Origin of the sequence: Ligilactobacillus sp. MP3 (genome assembly GCF_024436335.1) — a bacterium.
GTDB lineage: Bacteria > Bacillota > Bacilli > Lactobacillales > Lactobacillaceae > Ligilactobacillus > Ligilactobacillus salivarius.
In genome coordinates, this window is record NZ_JANFQI010000005.1 from 116,173 (window position 1) to 137,384 (window position 21,212).

Annotated in this window: 18 protein-coding genes and 2 other annotated features; of the genes, 15 read left to right on the top strand and 3 right to left on the bottom strand. The window is 32.9% G+C overall.

Annotation, left to right across the window (positions count from 1 at the left end; all coding sequences use genetic code 11):
* Nucleotides 1–10 precede the first annotated feature (10 nt).
* The 3 genes from NOU10_RS05465 (at nt 11) to tyrS (ending at nt 2,676) form a co-directional block, all read left to right on the top strand.
* Nucleotides 11–598 (top strand): metal-dependent hydrolase, encoded by a 588-nt coding sequence (locus NOU10_RS05465; protein WP_003709715.1) that lies wholly within the window; start codon nt 11–13, stop codon nt 596–598.
* Nucleotides 599–699: 101 nt separating this feature from the next.
* On the top strand, nt 700–1,143 hold the full coding sequence (locus NOU10_RS05470; protein ID WP_003701366.1) for a Fur family transcriptional regulator: 444 nt from the start codon (nt 700–702) through the stop codon (nt 1,141–1,143).
* Nucleotides 1,144–1,184: 41 nt separating this feature from the next.
* Nucleotides 1,185–1,372, top strand: a binding site (T-box leader).
* Nucleotides 1,373–1,425: 53 nt separating this feature from the next.
* Entirely contained in the window at nt 1,426–2,676 is a 1,251-nt protein-coding gene (tyrS, locus tag NOU10_RS05475; RefSeq protein WP_003701368.1) for a tyrosine--tRNA ligase, read from the top strand.
* Between the two features lie 69 nt (nt 2,677–2,745).
* Here tyrS and NOU10_RS05480 read toward each other — a convergent pair whose 3' ends face one another.
* From NOU10_RS05480 to NOU10_RS05490, 3 genes are all read right to left on the bottom strand, one after another.
* Nucleotides 2,746–3,708 carry a ketopantoate reductase family protein gene (locus tag NOU10_RS05480; RefSeq protein ID WP_003709717.1) on the bottom strand — a complete coding sequence of 321 codons (963 nt, stop codon included), beginning with the start codon at nt 3,706–3,708 and terminating at the stop codon, nt 2,746–2,748.
* A 66-nt stretch (nt 3,709–3,774) separates the two neighbouring features.
* Nucleotides 3,775–4,010 (bottom strand) — a binding site (T-box leader).
* Between the two features lie 100 nt (nt 4,011–4,110).
* Complete coding sequence (cbpA, locus tag NOU10_RS05485) at nt 4,111–4,749, bottom strand: cyclic di-AMP binding protein CbpA (protein ID WP_003705271.1); 639 nt, start codon at nt 4,747–4,749, stop codon at nt 4,111–4,113.
* Between the two features lie 193 nt (nt 4,750–4,942).
* Nucleotides 4,943–5,911, bottom strand: a complete 969-nt coding sequence (locus NOU10_RS05490) for an L-lactate dehydrogenase (protein ID WP_069469046.1) — start codon at nt 5,909–5,911, stop codon at nt 4,943–4,945.
* 247 nt (nt 5,912–6,158) lie between these two features.
* Between NOU10_RS05490 and pth the strand changes: the two genes are divergently transcribed.
* From pth to lysS, 12 genes are all read left to right on the top strand, one after another.
* Nucleotides 6,159–6,716: an aminoacyl-tRNA hydrolase gene (gene pth, locus NOU10_RS05495; RefSeq protein WP_255906250.1), complete on the top strand. Its 558-nt coding sequence runs from the start codon at nt 6,159–6,161 to the stop codon at nt 6,714–6,716.
* A gap of 21 nt (nt 6,717–6,737) precedes the next feature.
* A complete protein-coding gene (gene mfd, locus NOU10_RS05500) occupies nt 6,738–10,262 on the top strand; it encodes a transcription-repair coupling factor (RefSeq protein WP_255906252.1) in 3,525 nt (1,174 codons plus the stop codon).
* Between the two features lie 9 nt (nt 10,263–10,271).
* Nucleotides 10,272–11,849 carry an oligosaccharide flippase family protein gene (locus tag NOU10_RS05505; protein ID WP_255906253.1) on the top strand — a complete coding sequence of 526 codons (1,578 nt, stop codon included), beginning with the start codon at nt 10,272–10,274 and terminating at the stop codon, nt 11,847–11,849.
* Nucleotides 11,849–12,118, top strand: coding sequence for an RNA-binding S4 domain-containing protein (locus NOU10_RS05510; RefSeq protein WP_003709726.1), 270 nt, complete (start codon nt 11,849–11,851; stop codon nt 12,116–12,118). The genes NOU10_RS05505 and NOU10_RS05510 overlap by 1 nt, the downstream gene beginning before the upstream one ends.
* A gap of 38 nt (nt 12,119–12,156) precedes the next feature.
* Nucleotides 12,157–12,552 (top strand): septum formation initiator family protein, encoded by a 396-nt coding sequence (locus NOU10_RS05515; protein WP_255906254.1) that lies wholly within the window; start codon nt 12,157–12,159, stop codon nt 12,550–12,552.
* An 88-nt stretch (nt 12,553–12,640) separates the two neighbouring features.
* Nucleotides 12,641–13,105 carry a S1 domain-containing RNA-binding protein gene (locus NOU10_RS05520; RefSeq protein ID WP_003703194.1) on the top strand — a complete coding sequence of 155 codons (465 nt, stop codon included), beginning with the start codon at nt 12,641–12,643 and terminating at the stop codon, nt 13,103–13,105.
* Between the two features lie 57 nt (nt 13,106–13,162).
* Nucleotides 13,163–14,521: a tRNA lysidine(34) synthetase TilS gene (gene tilS, locus NOU10_RS05525; protein WP_081509852.1), complete on the top strand. Its 1,359-nt coding sequence runs from the start codon at nt 13,163–13,165 to the stop codon at nt 14,519–14,521.
* A 16-nt stretch (nt 14,522–14,537) separates the two neighbouring features.
* Entirely contained in the window at nt 14,538–15,077 is a 540-nt protein-coding gene (hpt, locus tag NOU10_RS05530; RefSeq protein ID WP_003705261.1) for a hypoxanthine phosphoribosyltransferase, read from the top strand.
* A gap of 140 nt (nt 15,078–15,217) precedes the next feature.
* Nucleotides 15,218–17,296, top strand: a complete 2,079-nt coding sequence (ftsH, locus tag NOU10_RS05535; protein ID WP_003701388.1) for an ATP-dependent zinc metalloprotease FtsH — start codon at nt 15,218–15,220, stop codon at nt 17,294–17,296.
* A gap of 132 nt (nt 17,297–17,428) precedes the next feature.
* Complete coding sequence (gene hslO / locus NOU10_RS05540) at nt 17,429–18,319, top strand: Hsp33 family molecular chaperone HslO (RefSeq protein WP_255906255.1); 891 nt, start codon at nt 17,429–17,431, stop codon at nt 18,317–18,319.
* Nucleotides 18,320–18,336: 17 nt separating this feature from the next.
* Entirely contained in the window at nt 18,337–19,329 is a 993-nt protein-coding gene (dusB, locus tag NOU10_RS05545) for a tRNA dihydrouridine synthase DusB (protein WP_255906256.1), read from the top strand.
* Between the two features lie 93 nt (nt 19,330–19,422).
* Nucleotides 19,423–20,910, top strand: coding sequence for a lysine--tRNA ligase (gene lysS, locus NOU10_RS05550; RefSeq protein ID WP_003701392.1), 1,488 nt, complete (start codon nt 19,423–19,425; stop codon nt 20,908–20,910).
* The last annotated feature ends 302 nt before the right edge of the window (nt 20,911–21,212 follow it).

The following is a 21,212-nucleotide window of genomic DNA, read 5'->3' on the forward strand; positions in this document are numbered from 1 at the left end:
AGGAATAATAATGCAGGCGAAGACTCATATTACAACAACTTTAGCATTAGGATTACCCTTGATGTCGTTGACAAATGAATTAACACTCGTAAATGTTGGAGTATTAGCAGTAGGAAGTTTATTACCAGATATTGATCATCCAAGTTCTTATCTTGGAAAGAGGCATAAAATGGTAAGTGGTGTAACTAATAAAGCTTTTGGTCATCGCGGTATTACACATTCTTTGCTAGGATTTATCTTGATAGGTATAATAGTCAAATTTATCCAAAAACAATATTTGACGGATAGGATTGAAGATATTGTGTTTTGGTTAATGTTAGGATATTTACTTCATTTGTTAGAGGATAGTTTTTCTCAAAGAGGCGTTAAGTGGTTATATCCTTTTACAAAATCAGGTTCGTCATTTGGTGGAAAATTTGCATTTTATAAAACTGGTCAATTAAGTGAATATTTAGTGATGGGTTTCATGTTGTGCTTATTACTAATGGAAGTACGTCTTTTTTGGCTAGGAAATTTAAACCGTCTTTTACCTGGTGTAGTGGCGGATATATTAAAAACATTGATATTAAAAGTGCAAGATATTTTAAATAGTTATTAAAAATTTAATACAATATATTGCTAGACATAATTTGATTTTTGTATCATAATAATGTTAGAGAAATTAGTTTATAAAAGTTATAAAGTGGAGGAGGAAACCTTATGAATAACCAGGAACAATTAATGATGGCTGCAGAAAAATTAAAGAAGCGTCATATTAAGAATACTCCACAAAGACAAGTAATTTTAGCATACTTAATGTCATCTAAGGAGCATCCTTCAATTGAAATGATCTATTCATATGTTAAGGAAAATGGCTTTAGCGTAAGTTTGGCAACTGTTTATAATACATTAGAGTTATTTATGGACAGAAAGTTAATTATTGAAGTAACGCCAGACAACGAAGGACATATGCGATATGATTATTTTGCAGAACCACACTATCACGTTATTTGTGTAAACTGTAATAAAATTATCGATGTGCCTAATGATGAATATGTAAAATTAGAAAAAGATGCGGCTGAGAAAACAGGCTTTAAAGTCTTTAATAGTCAATATGAGGTCTATGGATTATGTCCAGAATGCCAAGCTAAGATAGCTGATTAGCTATTGACTTTATATGAAAGTTATCATATTATTAATGACATATTAAAGCGATGAAGTAGATTAGTAGATTTGATAGTCAATTTTTAAGAGACTTGATGGTGCTGCGAATCAAGATAAACTATCAATCGAATTACACTATGGAGCTTGTCCGGGTCATTCCGATAAAGATGACAGAGTGGCTTTTTAAGCAATCTGGGTGGTAACGCGGAAATAATTTTTCGTCCCTAATGTTATTATTAACGTTAGGGACTTTTTTATTATCAAAAGAATGGAGTGTATCTAATGAATATTTTAGATGAATTAGCATGGCGTGGTGCGATTAACCAAGTTTCTGATGAAGAAGGGTTAAGAAAATTATTAGATAAAAAGTCAGTAGGTTTATACTGTGGGGTCGATCCAACTGGAGATAGCCTTCATATCGGTCATTTAATTCCATTTATGATGTTAAAGAGATTCCAAGAAGCTGGACATCGAGCACATATCATCATTGGTGGGGGTACAGGTTCAATTGGTGATCCTTCAGGTAAAAAATCTGAACGTGTACTACAAACAATGGAACAAGTTCACCATAATGAAGAAGCTTTAACTAAGCAAATGAAGCATTTGTTTGGAAAGGATAATATCACAATTGTGAACAACCGTGATTGGCTTTCTAAAATTGATTTATTAGGTTTCTTACGTGACTATGGTAAGTTATTTAATGTAAATACAATGCTTAATAAAGAAGTTGTTGCAAGTCGTTTAGAAGTAGGTATTTCATTTACTGAATTTACATACCAAATTCTTCAATCTATTGACTTCCATCATTTATGGAAGAATAATGATGTTCAACTTCAAATTGGTGGAGCTGATCAATGGGGAAATATTACATCTGGTATAGATTTAATTCATAAGATGGAAGGTAGCGAGGCTGAAGCTTATGCATTGACTATCCCATTAATGTTAAAAGCTGATGGAACTAAATTTGGTAAAACAGCTGGTGGAGCAGTATGGTTGGATCCTGAAAAGACAACACCTTATGAATTCTACCAATTCTGGTTAAACCAAGATGATAGAGATGTTATTAAATACTTGAAGTACTTTACATTCTTATCTCAAGAAGAAATTGCTGACTTAGAAGAAAAAGTTAAGACTCAACCAGAAAAACGTGAAGCTCAAAGAAGATTAGCAGAAGAAACTGTAGAATTTGTACACGGAAAAGAAGCAGTTAAGGAAGCTGAACACATTTCTGCAGCATTATTCTCTGGTGAAGTTAAAGACTTAACAGCAAGTGAAATTGAACAAGGATTTAAGAACATGCCAAGTGTAGAAGTAACTGCTGAACCTAAAAACATCGTTGAATGGCTTGTAGATACTGGAATTGAAAGTTCCAAGCGTCAAGCTCGTGAAGACGTAACAAATGGTGCAATTAGAATTAACGGAGATAGAATTCAAGATTTAGAATTCACAATTGATCCATCTGCAGAATTTGATGGTAAATTTGTAATCGTTAGACGTGGTAAGAAGAAGTATTTCTTGGCAAGAGTAAAATAAGATAATATAAAAAGTGTATCTCTTATCCGAGTTGAAATTGGATTGAGATACACTTTTTTTAATTATTAATTATTTTTCACGTAATCTTTCTTGACGAGTATGTTCTGCTAGATGAACTAAGTTTGTTAAGAAGGCATGTGTTTTAGCTTCGTAATTATGTTTACGTCCAAGTTTTACTAAATATCCGTTGATGTAATCTACTTCAGTAGGGCGATTTTTACTCATATCTTGATACATTGAAGGATAATGGAGTGGATTAGCAACTTTACTTACATAGTTGACAGTAGCCAATTCTTCTTCTCTAGTTTGTAGCATTTTTACGCCATCGCGCTCACAAACGTCATAAGCTTCGTCAATTAATGCACGGGATAGTTCATCTGCCTTTTCGAAATTAGCATATTCTCCCATAGTTATTTCAAATAAAGTACATAACGTATTGACCACTGAGTTAAATACAACTTTAGCCATAAGAGTACCTCTGAAGTTTGTAGTCAAAGTAGGATTTATATTGGCTTTTTCTAATTCAGCTACAACTTTATGTGTCATTTCATCAGGTTTCTCTGTGTAGTTAGCTAAATTCATAGATCCAGCTCCAGGCTTACCAACGAAATCTACTTCTCCAGGTGCTTTTAGAATTGTTGCAACAAGGGCAGTACCTGCTAAAACTTTTTCAGGTTTAAAGTATTTTAGTAGTTTTTCAATATGACCCATACCGTTCATGCCAGTCAAAGCATATTGTTTGTCTGTAAAGAAATGGGAACATCTTTCAAGCATTTCACCAAGTTGCATTTGTTTTAGGAAGAAAATAACAACATCAGAGTCTGTATTATGATATTCTTCTGGGGTATATACTTTGACAGGAACTAAATGACGATTTTCCTTATCTCTAGTAACATAAACGCCACCTTGTTCTTTCATTTTATTAACATGTGGTTCCCAAGCATCTACAAATTCAACTTCATTCCCTGCTTGTTGAAGTAATACACCATATCTAAGTCCCATTGCACCTGCACCAACAACTGTAAATTTCATAATTCAATCCTCATTTCTCTAAAGTATTTGGCTATAAAATAAAAAAGTCCTTTAGTCTAGTAGAGACTAAAGGACGCTTAGCGTGATACCACCTTATATTCATTATGAACTCGCACTCATAAACTCGGTATGTAGCTGTTTTTTAACTACACATAGCTGTAATGGGCTAACCCACCAATAACTACTAAAATTCATTATGGCACTCAAAGTGATATTCGCTTTATTAGTAACTATCTCTTTTCACCAACCAGAGATTCTCTGAAGTATTTAATAAAGTTACTCTTCTTTTTCATAGTGTTTTATAACCGATGTTTAATTTAATGTTAATTATACACAAATGAAAATAAAATACAAGACAAAAAATAAAAAAAGTATTAAGTCATCCAGTAGACAACTTAATACTTAAATCTTACTTAAATCTTCAATTTCTTCAATTTCGAACCCTCTACGCTTTAATTTAGTAACAATCCTGTTTAGACGTTTTTCTTCAATTCCAGATGGTAGAGTGAATAAAGTCCGATGTAAATTATCTTTTTTACGAAACCCTAAAGAAATACAGCTAGCTATTTCAGAATATTGGGTAATAGTTTTTGCAATATCTACCAAATCACCACGTTCACCTTTTGAAAGAACTGTAAGAACATAGCTTCCGAGCTCAACATTCCAAGAACGAGATAACATTTTTAATAGACGATTATGGGTTAAGATACCAAAAAAGTAATTATTTTCATCTAAAACTGTAATGTATGGTAGATCCTTAATAGTGAAAAATATATTAAAAAATGCAGCGTTGATAGAGATGAATTTTGTAGCATTTTTTAATAGATAAGTGACGGGCAGAGTCATATCACCACCGCGAGATTTATGACGATATATGTGCATTTTGTAGATGTTACCTCTAAAAATCTTACCTGTTTTATCGAGAATAGGGACACAACGAAATCCGGTATCTTCTAAAATATCTAGGGCTTCAGCTAGAGATATATCTTCTTGAACTGTAACTAATTCGTCCTTAGTTTGGATTAAAGATTTTAATATCATTAGTAATTCTTCCTTAAAATATAAAATATGCTAATTAATAATAACATAGATATAAGATTAATGATAGAGGAGAAAATAAAGAAAAAATTCTTATTTTATAAGTGAAGTGTTTAATTTAACAAAGAATTATTCTTAGAACAAAAAAGAGATTGGATATAATCCAATCTCTAGAAACTTGTAATTAGCTTTCTTATTACTTGTTTTCTTCAAGAGCCTTTAAGCCATCTGTAAGAACCTTCTTCAAAGTAGCAGCAGATTCTGTCATCTTCTTGCTTTCTTCTTCATTCAAAGGTACTTCGATAACTTCATGTAAACCAGTACCGTTAACAACGGCTGGAGTACCGATAAAGATATCGTTTAAACCATATTGACCTTCCATGTATGCAGAAACTGGTAATACAGCATTTTCGTCACGTAAAATAGCTTTAGAAATACGTGCAAGAGCAGCAGCAACACCGTAGAATGTAGCACCTTTCTTGTTGATGATTTCGTAAGCTTTGTTACGAACGTCATCTTCCATCTTATCTAAATCTTCTTTAGAAACGCCATGTTCTTTTGCCCAGTCTAAGAATGGACGACCACCGATTGTAGCAGCAGAGTATGCAGCAAATTCAGAGTCACCATGTTCACCCATGATGTAAGCATGCATAGAACGAGGATCCTTGATGCCTGTCATTTCAGCCATAGCAACACGTAAACGTGCTGTATCTAAAGAAGTACCGGAACCGATAACTTTTTCTTTAGGGAATCCAGAGAATTTCCATGTAGCATATGTCAAGATATCTACAGGGTTAGCTGCAACCAAGAAGATACCGTCGAAACCAGATTCAACAACTGGTTTTACGATAGAAGATAAAATCTTCAAGTTCTTGTTTACAAGATCTAAACGAGTTTCACCTGGCTTTTGAGGAGCACCAGCAGTGATAACAACTAAATCTGCATCTTTGCAGTCAGAGTATTCTGCTGCATAGATCTTCTTAGGGAATGTGAAACCTGTAGCATCGGATAAGTCAAGAGCGTCACCTTCTGTACGTTCTTTAACAACGTCTACGATACCAAATTCTTCGGCAGTACCTTGTAAAGCCATAGCATAAGCATAACTAGATCCAACAGCACCGTCACCGATTAAAATAACTTTTTGATGATTTTGTGTTTTTGACACAGTTCTTCATCCTTTCATAAGTAAGCTTTTTTTACAAACCTAGTATAACACGTTTTTCATAAAATGTGATATTATTTTCAAACAAATTTTCTAAGATTTAATAGAAAATATGTTATACTTGACTAAAGATTTGATGATGGATTTCTGGGTAATGATGAATTAGCCAGTTTTTTTGCGTATATAAATAAAAAATTCTTTGAAAATGATGAAAGTTATTTTACTAAAATTGAAAGGAAGATATAAAAAAATGAAAATGATTGTAGGCCTAGGTAATATAGGAAAAAAGTATGAAGGTACAAGACATAATGTTGGATTTATGGTAGTAGAGCGCTTTGTAGAAGAACATGGTGGAAAATTTAATAAAGAAAAATTTGATTCGTTGATAGCTGAATTATTTATTAATGGTGAAAAAATAATAGTTATAAAACCTACAACTTATATGAATGAATCTGGTAGAGCAGTCAGACCATTGATGGATTATTTTAATTTAACTACTGAAGATATTATTATTTGCCATGATGATATGGATTTGGAAATTGGACATTTACGTTTACGTCAAAAAGGATCTGCTGGTGGACATAATGGAATTAAGTCTATTATTTCACATGTAGGGACTGAAAAATTTAAGAGAGTCCGTGTAGGGATTGATCATCCACAAAAAATGTCAGTGGTAGATTGGGTATTGTCCAGATTTACTAAAGAACAAGAAGTAAAATTAAATGATGGATTAACCAGAGCTATTGCTGCTATAGATGATTGGATAGAAAATGATGATTTTATGAATACAATGAATAGATTTAACTAGTTAAGTGAGGAATCTAATTTAATGGAATTAATAGATACTTTTTTGAATGTCTCGGAATTGAAAGAGTGGGAAAAGAATTTAACTACTGATGGACGGCATATGTTGACAGGATTGGTAGGTTCTTCCAAGACATTGATGATAGCTAAACTATTAAAAGATAAGAAAGTACCACAATTAATTATGGAAAGTGATTTATATCATGCGCAACAATTACAAAGTGATTTAGAGAATATAATAGAAGATACAAGAATTGAATTATTTCCAGTAGAAGATATGTTAGTTGCAGAAATGGCAACTAGTTCTCCAGAATACAGAGCTCAAAGAGTAAGCGCCTTAACTGCATTAACTTCAGAAAATCCAGTAATTGTAATTACTACAGTAGCTGGGGTAAGACGTTTTTTACCTAGTGTGGAGTACTGGAAACAACATGAAATTCAATTAGAGATTGGCAAGGAAGTTGACCTAGCCGAACTAGAGAAGAAATTGTTTGAAATGGGATATATTAGGTCCAATATGGTAAATGCACCTGGGGACTTTGCAATCCGTGGATCTATCGTTGATATTTTTCCTTTAGATGCAGATAATCCATATAGAATAGATTTCTTTGATATTGAAGTCGATTCGATGAGAACTTTTGATATCGCAACTCAAAGAAGCATTGAAAATGTGGAGCAAATAACTATTATTCCAGCTACTGACTTTATTGCTAGTAAAGAAGTTCTAGAGTTGGCTAGTGAAAAAATAAAAAAAGAATATAATAAGCAATTTTCAAAATTAAAGAATACAAAAGAAGAAAAACTAACTGAAAATATTCAAAAAATGATTGCTGATTTTAAAGATGGTTTTTTAAAGGCTGAATATCTACCATATGCTGAATATATCTATCCACAAAGTACAAATTTAATTGATTACTTGAGTGATGAAGGGTTAGTAATCTTTGATGACTATTCTCGTTTAACTGAGAAACAAAAGAACCTAGAATATTCTGAAGCTGATTGGTTAACGGATAGACTACGTACTAATAGTTTGTTTGATAATTTAAAATTAGGTCATGATTTTAGAAGTGTAGAAAAGAAAATTAAACAACCTAGAATTTTCTTATCGTTATTTCAAAAAGGACTAGGCAGAATGAAGTTTGCCCAACTTGTAGATATAAAGACACGTGCTGTTCAAAAGTTCTTTGGACAGATGCCACTTTTGAAGACTGAAGTTTCACGTTGGGAAAAACAAAAGCAAACAGTTGTATTTTTGATTAATGATAGAGAAAGATTGGAAAAGGTCTCTCAAACATTAGATGATTTTGAAATTAAGTCGATTATAACAGATAAGAATGCAATTCAAGTTGGAGTTACACAAGTGGTCCAAGGTTTCTTAAATGAAGGATTTGAAATTCCTAAAGATAAACTCGTTGTTTTAACCGAAAATGAATTGTTTTCTAACGTGAAGAAAAAGCAGCCTAGACGTTTAACTATGAATAACGCAGAACGACTAAAAAGTTATACTGAGTTGAAAAAGGGTGACTATGTCGTTCATGTCAATCATGGGATTGGACGCTATATGGGGATGCAAACTTTAGAAGTTGGTGGACATCATCATGATTATATGACCATTCTCTATCAAGATGATGCGAAACTTTTTATCCCGGTATCTCAATTAGATAAGATACAAAAATATGTGTCTTCAGAATCAAAAACCCCTAGAGTTAATAAATTAGGTGGCTCTGAGTGGGCTAAAACTAAACGCCGTGTTGCTAATAAAATTGAAGATATTGCTGATGAGTTAGTTGATCTTTATGCTAAACGTGAAGCTGAAAAGGGATACGCATTTACTCCTGATGATAGCTATCAAAAAGAGTTCGAAGATGCATTTCCATATACAGAAACACCAGATCAACTGCGGAGTGCTAAAGAAATTAAACAAGATATGGAAAAGACCAAGCCAATGGATCGATTATTAATCGGTGATGTTGGTTATGGTAAAACAGAAGTGGCGTTAAGAGCGGCTTTTAAAGCGGTTCAAGATGGTAAACAAGTTGCTTTCTTGGCGCCAACGACAGTTTTGGCTCAACAACATTACGAAACAATGGAACAACGTTTTGAAAATTTCCCTGTTGAGATTGGTATCTTATCTAGATTTAATACAGCCAAGGAAATTAAAGAGACTATTGAAAATTTAGAAACAGGCAAGTTGGATATTGTTGTTGGAACACATAGGTTATTGTCAAAAGATGTAAAATTTGCAGATTTAGGGTTATTAATTATTGATGAGGAACAACGTTTTGGAGTTAAACATAAGGAACGATTAAAAGAATTGAAGACAAGTGTAGATGTTTTAACATTAACAGCTACACCTATTCCAAGAACGTTAAATATGTCTATGTTAGGTGTACGTGATTTATCAGTTATTGAAACAGCACCCATGAATCGTTATCCAATACAAACTTACGTTATTGAAAAAAATTATGGGGTAATTGTAGATGGAATTAAGCGTGAAATAGAGCGTGGGGGACAGGTTTTCTATCTGCATAATCGAGTTGATGATATTGAAAAAGTTGCTAGTGAATTAGAAAGTTTAGTACCTGAAGCTAAAGTAGCTTATATTCACGGAAGAATGACCGAAACGCAACTAGAAAATATTTTGATAGATTTTATCGATGGTGAGTATGATGTTTTAGTCACAACAACAATTATTGAAACTGGTGTTGATATTCCTAACGTGAATACATTATTTGTTGATAATGCGGACAGAATGGGATTATCACAATTGTATCAATTAAGAGGACGCGTTGGACGATCAAATCGCATTGCATATGCTTACTTTATGTATCAACCTAACAAAGTGTTAACAGAGGTTGCTGAAAAACGTCTGGAAGCTATTAAAGATTTCACAGAGTTGGGCTCAGGATTTAAAATTGCGATGAGAGATTTATCAATTCGTGGAGCTGGAAATCTGTTAGGTAAGCAACAACATGGTTTTATTGATTCTGTTGGATATGATTTGTATACACAGATGTTAAATGATGCTGTAGCTAAGAAACGTGGTAAAGAGATTAAAGTTAAAACTGATGCTGAACTTAATCTTGATTTGGAAGCTTATTTGCCAGCGGATTATATTACTGATCCCAAACAAAAGGTTGAAATTTATAAACGAATCCATCAATTTGAAAATGAGGATCAATATATAGAAGTTCAAGATGATTTAATTGATAGATTTGGTGAATATCCAATAGAAGTACACAATTTATTAGAAGTTGGCCTATTAAAAATGTATGCTGATGCAGCTTTAGTAGATAGTGTTAGCCAGAATAAAAAAACAATTGAAATTGAGTTATCAGATAAGTTAAATGGGAAATTAGACATTAAGGATGTTTTTAAAGTATTATCGGTAACTAAATTTAGTACGACTCTGGGAAATAAAAATCAAAAAATTCAAATTAAGTTAAACATCCAACCTGGCATGGAAAGTAATCAAATTTTGGAAGAATTAAAGAAATTACTCAAAGAATTAGCTAAAATGGTGGATGTCACTATGGATAAATCAGCATAGGTGAGGGTAATGAAAAATAATTTTGGAAATGTTATGAAGGGAGCAATAATCCTATCAGGGGCTTCTTTTATAGCTAAAATTTTAAGTGCGATGTACCGAATTCCTTTTGAAAATATGGTAGGGAATTTAGGGTTTTACGTTTATCAGCAAGTTTATCCGATTTATGCAATTGGAATGACTTTTTCTTTATCAGGATTTCCTGTATTCATTTCAAAAATTATTGCTGAACAAGATGATATAGAATCAAAATATCAGATTTCAAAAAGAATATTTAACGTTTTAGTTGTACTGGCTATCTTGTGCTTTTTATTTCTACAATTAGGATCAACTCAAATTGCTGAAGCCATGGGAGATATAAAGCTGGAAGTAATTATCAGGAGTGTTTCCTGGATGTTTTTGTTGATGCCTTTTTTATCAGTAGGAAGAGGATTTTATCAAGGTATATTCAATATGACGCCCACTGCTGTATCACAAGTGTATGAGCAACTAATAAGAGTGATTGTTATTATTGGGGTTGCGTGGTATGCGGTTAGACATCATTGGTCTATTTATAAAATGGGAGCTTGGGCGATGTTTGGCTCAACATTAGGAGGCTTAGTTGCACTACTATGTTTTGTAGGTATTTTTATAAGGCTTTTTTCAAGAAAATCCCACAAACATAGTATCAAATATCGAGATTTAGTAAAGAGACTAATGACAGAAGGAATCATGATATGCTTATTTACTGCATTGATGGTACTTTTGCAATTAATAGACTCCTTCACAATTAAGAATAATTTGGAGATTTATGGCTTATCTTCAATAAAAGCTAGCAATATAAAAGGTATTTACGATAGAGCTCAACCTTTAATACAATTAGGATTAGTAATAGGTGTAAGTTTTTCTTCAACGCTATTACCGTCCCTAACAGCTGCAATTGAAAAGAAAGAAAAAACTACTTTTGAAAATACGGCATCATCTATCTTGAGAATTAGTTTAGGAATAGCTAGTGCTGCTACAGTGGGATTGTTAGCTTTATTGCCTGAAGTTAATAAACTTTTATTTGGTGATAGTGAACTTAGCTTGGTAATTGGAATATATTTACTAGGTATAATTTTAATGACAGTAATCAATAGTTATAGTTCTATTTTACAAAGCATTGATAAGTACAGAGTGTTACTAATTGGACTAGGAGTAGCTTTCTTAACTAAATATATTCTTAATAGTTACTTAATTGGTAAATTTGGAATAATTGGAGCAAGTATTGCTACTACAGTTAGTTTATTATTAGCTGCAATTATCATTATTTTCTTTAGTTCAATAAAGCTTGAGATTTTATTTAGAAGTGATGGTTATGTCTTAAAATTATTACTTATTTCATGTATCATGGGGATAGTAGTAAAAGGTCTTTCAATATTATTGGGATACCTATTGGGAAGTTCTAGATTAGATGTCGGAATAATTTCAGTAATATGTATTCCTGTGGGAGTATTTATTTTTGGAATTTTAGCAATTAAGTTTAATTTATTTACTAAAGAAGAATATATGGCGATGCCAGGTGGAAATAAGATTATAAAAATAATTGACAAATTAAATGGAGGACGTTAATGAGATTAGATAAGTTTTTGAAAATATCACGCATTATTAAAAGAAGAACAGTAGCAAAAGAAATTTCAAGTCAAGGTAGAATTACAATTAATGGCAAGGTGGCTAAATCATCATCAAATGTAAATGTTGGCGATGAAATTGTGATAAACTTTGGTAATAAAGTATTAACAGTCAAAGTTAATGATATTAGAGATACAACAAAGAAAAAAGAAGCACAAGAATTGTTTGAAGTTATCTCTGAAGAATATAAGGAAGATTTTTCTATATAAATCGTTTTGGACAAAGAATGGAAGGGGCTAGATAGTCAGTGAAGAAAAGATCAAAGATTACTATCATGGATAATGATTATTTTCGTAAGCAACAAGCTAAAAGTAAAAATGCTGCTTTAAAAGCTAAACACTATCAACATTATCGATTGTTTAGAGTAAGTATTATTTCTTTAACTATAATATTAACAATAGTGTTTGGAATAAGACTCATTACAATGCACTATCAAACCCAAAATATTAATGTTCAAACGGAAGAAGCTAATAAGAAGTTAGAAAAAGTAAAAGCTAAAAATGCTGATTTGAAAGAGCAGATTAAGCAATTAAATGATGAAGATTATTTAAGAAAATTAATTCGAGAAAAGTACTCCTATTCTAAAGATAACGAAATAATTTATAACTTACCAACAGATGTTACAAAAAATATTGGGCAATAATTAAAAAAAGTTTAATTTAGTAGTATTAATAATATTTAGTGCGTGATATACTGAGAGGTATAGAATTTCGAGGAGGAAGACAATTTTTATGTCGATTGAAGTAGGAGCTAAACTTTCCGGAAAAGTTTCAGGAATTACAGATTTTGGTGCATTTGTTGATTTAGGGGATAAGAAAACAGGATTAGTTCATATTAGTGAAGTATCCAATACTTTTGTTAAAGATATCCATGAAGTCTTATCCGTTGGTGATGAAGTTACTGTTAAAGTTTTATCTGTCAGTGATGATGGTAAGATCGGTCTTTCAATCAAGAAAGCAGTAGATAAACCTCAAAAACAAAACAACCAACGTCGTAACAATAATCACGAACAACATAATAATAGGGATAAAGTAAAGAAAAATCATAATACTTCTTTTAAGCCAAAGCATGAAGAAAAGAAGAAAGATTTCGATTCCTTATTAGCTGGATTTTTGAAGGAAAGTGAAGATAGATTGACTTCCTTGAAACGTAATACAGAAGGAAAACGTGGCGGTCGTGGCGGTCGTCGCAGCTAATACAACAAAAGGCAAGAGGTAATTACTTCTTGCCTTTTTATTTTTTTGAAGTGAGTGATAAAGTTGAATGTAAAAAAATTTGAAAATCAATTATTACAGCGACTTAGAGATTTAAAAATTTCCAATAAAAAAGTATTGCTTGCAGTTTCTACAGGTGTAGATTCTATGGTCTTATTATCAGGAATGTTGAAATTGAGTAAAGTTTTAGATGTAGAAATTAATGTCGCTTATATTGATCATCAATTACGAGAGCAAAGCAAAGAAGAAACAAAATTTATTAAAGAGTTTTGTTTTGCACGAAATATTCCTTTATATGTATACAGGTGGGAAAAAGAAGAACATCCTGTACAAAGCATTGAAGCTGCAGCCAGAGAAGTTAGATATAACTTTTTTGAAAAAGTCCTAAAAGAAAATAATATTGAGTACTTGGTAACGGCGCATCATGGAGATGACCAAGCAGAAACTTTTTTAATGAAATTAATTCGAGGTGGGAATATTCAACAATTACAAGCAATTCAATCTGTACGCATTTTCAGAGAGGATTATCAAATAGTTCGTCCCATGTTAATTTTTAATAAAAAAGAAATTTATGATTATGCTAAACAATTAGGGATTAAATATTATGAGGATGAAACTAATAAAAGCGATGACTACCAAAGAAATAGGTTACGACATCATATAATTCCAGTATTAAAAGCAGAAAATCCAGAATTTTTAAAGCATGTATTAGAATATACTCAGCAATTAACAAATAATTTACAAGCAATTCAAGAAGTAGCTGATGTGAAACTGAATAAGATTTCTAAAGAAGAAACTTTGGACTATGATAAATTTGTTAAAGAAAGTCCCTTATGGCAACGTATTCTACTTGAACGATATTTAGAAGTAAAAGGATTAGAAATCAAAGAAACACAGGTACAGCAAATTTTAGCGATGCTTAATGATGAGAAGAAACCTCAAGCAAAGTTTGATTTGAATGAAAAATTTGAATTCTATCATGAATATCTCGAAATAGGAATAAGAATTAAAAGTACTACTAGTTTAAATCTAGAAGAAAATTTTGAATTAAAATTGAATCAATGGCACAACTTAGAAGAAGGAAAAAAGATAGGCTTATTTAAGATTAATGAAATAGAACTAATGCCTGGAGATGAAACTCTAGTTGTAGAAGATAATGAAAATTGGGTAATTAGACATAGACAACCGGGTGATTCACTAAAAATGAGCTTTGGAAATCAAAAAATTAAAAAAGTTTTTATTGATAAAAAAATTCCAAGTGAACAGAGAAATAAGAGTTGGCTAATTACAAAAAATAAAAATGAAGTGTATTGGATTTTAGAAACAAAAAAAACTGATTTGTCACTGGCCCCACAAAATGCTAAAATTCATTACATACTAGTATTTAGAAAAAAATAAGAAAGAGGTTAATCTTATGAACAACGACATCAAAGAAGTTTTATACAGTAAAGAACAAATCGCTGAAGTTACTAAAAAACTAGGAAAGCAAATTACTAAGGATTTTGAAGGTAAAAATCCATTAGTAGTTTGTGTTCTTAAGGGTGCTGTTATGTTCACAACTGATATTATTCGTGAAATCGATACATATTTAGAATTAGATTTTATGGACGTTTCTAGTTATGGAGAAGGAACAGAATCATCTGGTGAAGTTAAAATTATTAAAGACTTAGATACATCTGTAACTGGAAGAGATGTTTTAATCGTTGAAGACATTATCGATACAGGTCGTACATTACAACGTTTAGTTGAACTATTTAAGCATCGCAATGCAAAATCTGTTAAGATTTGTACTTTACTTGATAAACCTGAACGTCGTGTTGAAGGAGTTAAGCCTGACTATGTAGGTTTTGAAGTTCCTAATGAATTTGTAGTAGGTTACGGTTTAGACTTTGCAGGTCGCTATCGTAACTTAGGATATGTTGGAATTTTGAAGCCTGAAGTTTACGAAGGTTAATAAAATTTTAAACAATTTATTTTAGTGAAATTAATAGTCAATAATAGTCAAAATTTATTAATTATGCTATTATATTCACAATGGAGTGCTTATTTAATGGTGATAAGTGACTCTTTAATCCTTGGATATGGAGGAACGTTATGAATAACAACAGGAATGGTAACGGACTTCTTAGAAATAGTTTCTTTTATATCGTAGTATTCTTGGGTATTATGGGTGTCTTATATTATATGTTTGGTAGTCGCCAAAGTATGCAGACACAACAAATTCAATCTAGTCAATTTATAACAGAATTGAAGAAGAATAATATTAAAGATTTTACGATGCAACCTTCTGGAAGTACGTACAAAATAACGGGTACTTATCGTCATGCTAAGAAATCATCTGGTTCGAGTGGTATTGCCGGAATTGCTTCTAGTGGTGCGGATGAATCAACTGGTTTTACAACTAATGTATTGACGAATGACTCGACTGTAAAACAAATTCAAGAGTATGCACAAAAAAATAAAATAAAAAATAGTGCTAAAGAAGAAGAATCTAGTAGTATTTGGATTCAACTTTTAATTTCAGTAGTTCCAATTCTATTCTTCATTTTCTTCTTCTACATGATGATGGGTCAAGCTGGCCAAGGTGGCGGCGGTGGCCGTGTTATGAACTTTGGAAAATCCAAAGCTAAGCCTATTGACAAAAAGAACAATAAAGTTCGTTTTTCAGATGTAGCTGGTGCTGAAGAAGAAAAGCAAGAATTAGTTGAAGTTGTAGAATTTTTGCGTGATCCACGTAAGTTCTTAGCTTTAGGTGCTAGAATTCCATCTGGTGTGCTATTGGAAGGACCTCCAGGAACTGGTAAAACTTTACTTGCTAAAGCTGTAGCTGGTGAAGCTGGTGTACCATTCTTCTCAATTTCTGGTTCTGACTTCGTTGAAATGTTTGTCGGTGTTGGTGCTAGTCGTGTGCGTGACTTATTTGAAAATGCTAAAAAGAACGCACCATCTATTATCTTTATCGATGAAATTGATGCGGTAGGTCGTCGTCGTGGTGCCGGAATGGGCGGTGGACATGATGAACGTGAACAAACACTTAACCAAATGTTAGTTGAAATGGATGGTTTCGAAGGTGATGAAGGTGTCATCGTTATGGCAGCTACTAACCGTTCTGATGTATTAGACCCTGCTTTGCTACGTCCAGGTCGTTTTGACCGAAAGATTTTAGTAGGTCGTCCTGATGTTAAGGGTCGTGAGGCTATTTTGAAGGTTCACGCTAAGAACAAGCCTTTAGCAAAAGATGTCGATTTGAAGATGATTGCTAAGCAAACACCTGGTTTTGTTGGTGCTGACTTAGAAAACTTATTGAATGAAGCTGCATTACAAGCTGCTCGTCGTGATAAGAAAGAAATTGATGCATCTGATATCGATGAAGCAGAAGATAGAGTTATTGCAGGACCTGCTAAGCGTGATCGTGTAATTAGTAAGCATGAACGTGAAACAGTGGCATATCACGAAGCTGGACATACAATTGTAGGTTTAGTATTAAATGAAGCACGTGTAGTTCATAAGGTTACAATCGTACCTCGTGGACGTGCTGGCGGATATGCTATCATGTTACCAAAAGAAGATCAAATGTTGATGTCCAAGAAGAACCTTAAGGAACAAATTGCTGGTTTGATGGGTGGACGTGCAGCCGAAGAAATTATCTTTGGTCAACAATCTTCTGGTGCTTCTAATGACTTCCAACAAGCTACTCAATTAGCTAGAGCAATGGTTACAGAATTTGGTATGAGTGACAAGTTAGGCCCTGTTCAATATGAAGGTCAAGCTAATATGCAACCTGGTGAATTCAATGGTCAACATAGTTACTCTGGACAAACAGCTAATATCATTGACGAAGAAGTTAAACGTATTGCCAATGAAGGTATGCAACAAGCTAAGGAAATTATCGAAGCTCATAGAGAACAACATAAAGTAATCGCTGAAGCATTACTTGAACATGAAACTCTAGATGAAAAACAAATCTTGAGTTTGTATAAGACAGGTAAGATGCCAGCAGAAAACGAAGATGAATTTCCTAGTGAAAAGGCAGCAACTTTTGAAGAAGCAAAACAAGCTGTTGAACGTAGAGAAGCTAAAAAACAATTAGCTGAAAAAGATGAGGAACATAAAGAAACAGAAGTGTTCTATCCTCATGAATCAGATGAAGATTCTGATAAGAAAGATGAATAACAAAAATGGTATTGGTGGTTTTAAACTGTCAGTACCATTTTTTATTTGACAAAATAAAAAAGATAATAATAGAAAAATTGACTACAATTTGTTAGTATGTAATTTGTGTATAAAAATAAAGAGGTAAGAAAAATGTCTGATTATTTAGTTAAAAGCTTAGTATATGATGGAGCGATTAGAGCTTATGCAGTTGATGCTACTGAAACTGTAGGAGAAGCACAAAAATTACACGATACTTGGAGTGCTGCTTCAGCTGCTTTTGGTAGAAGTTTGATAGGTACTTTATTATTATCAGCATCGGAACTATCTGGTGATGAAAAAATGACCGTAAAAATCAATGGCGATGGACCAATTGGGGCTATTGTGGTAGATGGTAATGCTAAAGGTACAGTCAAAGGATACGTACATGAACCACATGTGCATTTGCCTTTAAATGAAAAACATAAGATTGATGTTAAAGGCGCAGTAGGTACCCAAGGCTTTTTATCAGTAACTAAAGATTTAGGATTAAAAGAGCCTTTTACAGGACAAGTGCCCCTTGTATCTGGTGAGTTAGGTGAAGATTTCACTTACTATCTAGCTAAGTCAGAGCAAATTCCATCAGCCGTAGGATTATCTGTTTTTGTTGAAGATGATAACACAATAGGTGTAGCTGGTGGTTTTATGATTCAAGTTTTACCAGGAGCTAGTGATGAGATTTTAGATGAAATTGAAAAGAAGTTACAAGAAATACCGTTAGTATCTGAAATGATGCGTAAAGATGGTAAGACTCCTGAAGAAATTTTGTATACACTTTTCCCAAAAGACAAAGTAAAAATTCTTGAGAAAATGCCAGTAGCATATGCATGCGATTGTTCAAAAGAAAGATTTGCTGAAGCACTAGCAAGTTTACCTAAAAAAGATCTTGAAGAAATGATAGAACAAGATAAAGGTGCAGAAGCAGTTTGCCATTTTTGTGGGAAAAAATACGAATTTAATGAAAAAGAATTAACTAAAATCATGAATGAAGCTAATCAAGCTTAAAATGGAGGAAGAGAATAATGGAATGGAAAATTGGTGATATAGTTATCCCTAATCAAGTTGTAGTAGCTCCTATGGCTGGGGTTACAAACGTTGCCTTTCGTATGATTTGTAAGGAATTTGGTGCAGGTTTAGTTGTTTGTGAAATGATTTCTGACAAAGGAATCCATTTTAGAAATAAGAAAACATTAGATATGCTATTTGTTGATCCAACTGAGCATCCAGTTAGTGTCCAAATTTTTGGTGGTAGCAAAGAAACTTTAGTTGAAGCTGCTCAATTTGTGGCAGAAAATACTGCGACTGATATTATCGATATAAACATGGGTTGCCCAGTTCCTAAAGTTACAAAGACTGATGCTGGTGCAAGATGGCTTTTAGATCCAGATAAGATTTATGAAATGGTTCATGCAGTTACTAGTTCTATAGGTAAGCCTGTAACAGTTAAGATGAGAACCGGTTGGGATGAAGATCATATTTTAGCTGTTGAAAATGCATTAGCAGCAGAAGAAGGTGGAGCTAAAGCATTAGCAATGCATGGACGTACTAGAAAGCAATTATATACAGGACATGCAGATTGGGGAATTTTAAAAGAAGTAGCTGATCATTTAACTAAGATTCCATTTATGGGGAATGGTGATGTTCGTACACCAGAAGAAGCTAAGAAGATGTTGGATGAAGTTGGAGCAGATGCAGTAATGATTGGTCGTGCAGCTTTAGGTAATCCTTGGATTGTTAAGCAAACAACACATTACCTTGAAACAGGAGAAATTTTGGAAGAACCTACACCTGCAGAAAAGATTAAAGTTGCTAAGGAACATTTACATCGTTTAGTTAAAGCTAAAGGTGAAGTTATTGGGCCAAAGGAATTCCGTTCTCAAGCTGCATATTATTTGAAAGGAATCCCACGTTCCGCACGTACTAAAGCGGCTTTAAATTCTGCAGATACAGAAGTAGAAATGATCGATATTTTTGATAATTTCTTAGCAGATACATTAGCACGTCAAGCTGTTTAGTGGATATTTTGTTAATATTGTAATTAATATGTCCAGTTGACTATGATATAATAAAGAGCAGTGTATAAATTATTGAGAAAGTGAGGATTTTAAATGGCTAATCAACAATCAATGAATGATCAGTTAAGAGTTCGTCGTCAAAAGATGCAAGAATTGCGTGATGAAGGCGTTGATCCATTCGGTCATAGATTTGAGCGTGATTTCTTAAACAAAGAATTACACGACAAATTTGAAGATAAGACAAAAGAAGAATTAATTGACTTAGATGTTAAGGCTACAATCGCAGGACGTATGGTAGCAAAGCGTGGTAAAGGTAAGGTAGGCTTTGCTGATCTACAAGATAAGACAGGTAGAATGCAACTTTACATTCGTAAAGATGAAGTTGGCGAAGAAATGTACCATATCTTTAAACGTTCAGATTTAGGAGATTTCTTAGGTGTAACTGGTGATGTTATCAAGACTGATATGGGTGAGCTTACAATTAAAGTAACTAAACTTACTTTCTTATCCAAGGCTCTAAGACCATTGCCAGATAAATTCCACGGTCTTCAAAACGTAGAACAAATTTATCGTCAACGTTACTTAGACTTAATTACTAACCGTGAAAGTTACAATCGTTTTGTAAACCGTAGCAAGATTGTTACAGCTGTTCGTAATTATTTAGATAGTAATGGATTTTTAGAAGTTGAAACACCTGTATTACATAATCAAGCTGGTGGTGCAGCTGCACGTCCATTTATTACACATCATAATGCATTGGATATTCAACTTTACTTACGAATTGCTTTGGAATTACACCTCAAACGTTTGATTGTTGGCGGAATGGAACGTGTTTATGAAATAGGTAGAGTTTTCCGTAATGAAGGAATTGATACTAAGCACAATCCAGAATTTACAATGCTTGAAACTTATGCAGCATACTTTGACTTTAAAGACGTTATGGATGAAACAGAAGGTATCTTTAAAGCAGCTGCTAAAGTTGTAACATCTGATGGAAAGATTAACTATCAAGGAACGGACGTTGATTTTAATAAAGAATTCAAACGTGTTCACATGGTAGATCTAATCAAGGAAAAGACAGGAGTAGATTTCTGGAAAGAAATGTCTCTTGAAGAAGCTAGAAAGATAGCAGATGAGCATAAAGTTCATTATGAACCATACTGGCAAGTAGGTCATATTATTAATGAATTCTTTGAACAATTCTGTGAAGATACAATTGTTGATCCAACTTTCGTTTATGGCCATCCTGTAGAAATTTCACCATTAGCTAAGAAAAATGCTGATGATCCACGTTTCACAGATCGTTTTGAATTATTCATTTTAGGAAATGAATATGCAAATGCCTTTACTGAATTGAATGATCCAATTGACCAACGTCAACGCTTTGAAGCACAAGTTGCTGAACGTCAAGCTGGTAATGATGAAGCTGAAGGTATCGATGAAGATTATATTGAAGCTATGGAATACGGAATGCCTCCAACAGGGGGATTAGGTATAGGAATTGATAGATTGGTAATGCTTCTAACAGATGCACCATCAATTCGTGATGTACTCCTATTCCCAACTTTGAGACCAGAATAATAGAAAATAAGATAAAAAATCAGTTTGTAAATAAGCAAACTGATTTTTTTTTAGATTTTATAAAAAAAGTGTTGACGCAGAGGTGTAACTCGTGTATATTATTTAAATGTTGCTGCTACTTAAGAAGTTGCAAGTTATGAAGTTGATAATTTTTTTATTGACATATTTTTTAACTGTGATATAATTAAATAGTTGCATGAGAATGTTATATGATCTTTGAAAACTAAACAAAGTTTCGATGAAACAAATGTGCAGGGCTTCTATAAAGAAGCAAAAACATTTGCGAAGTCAATTCGCTAGTA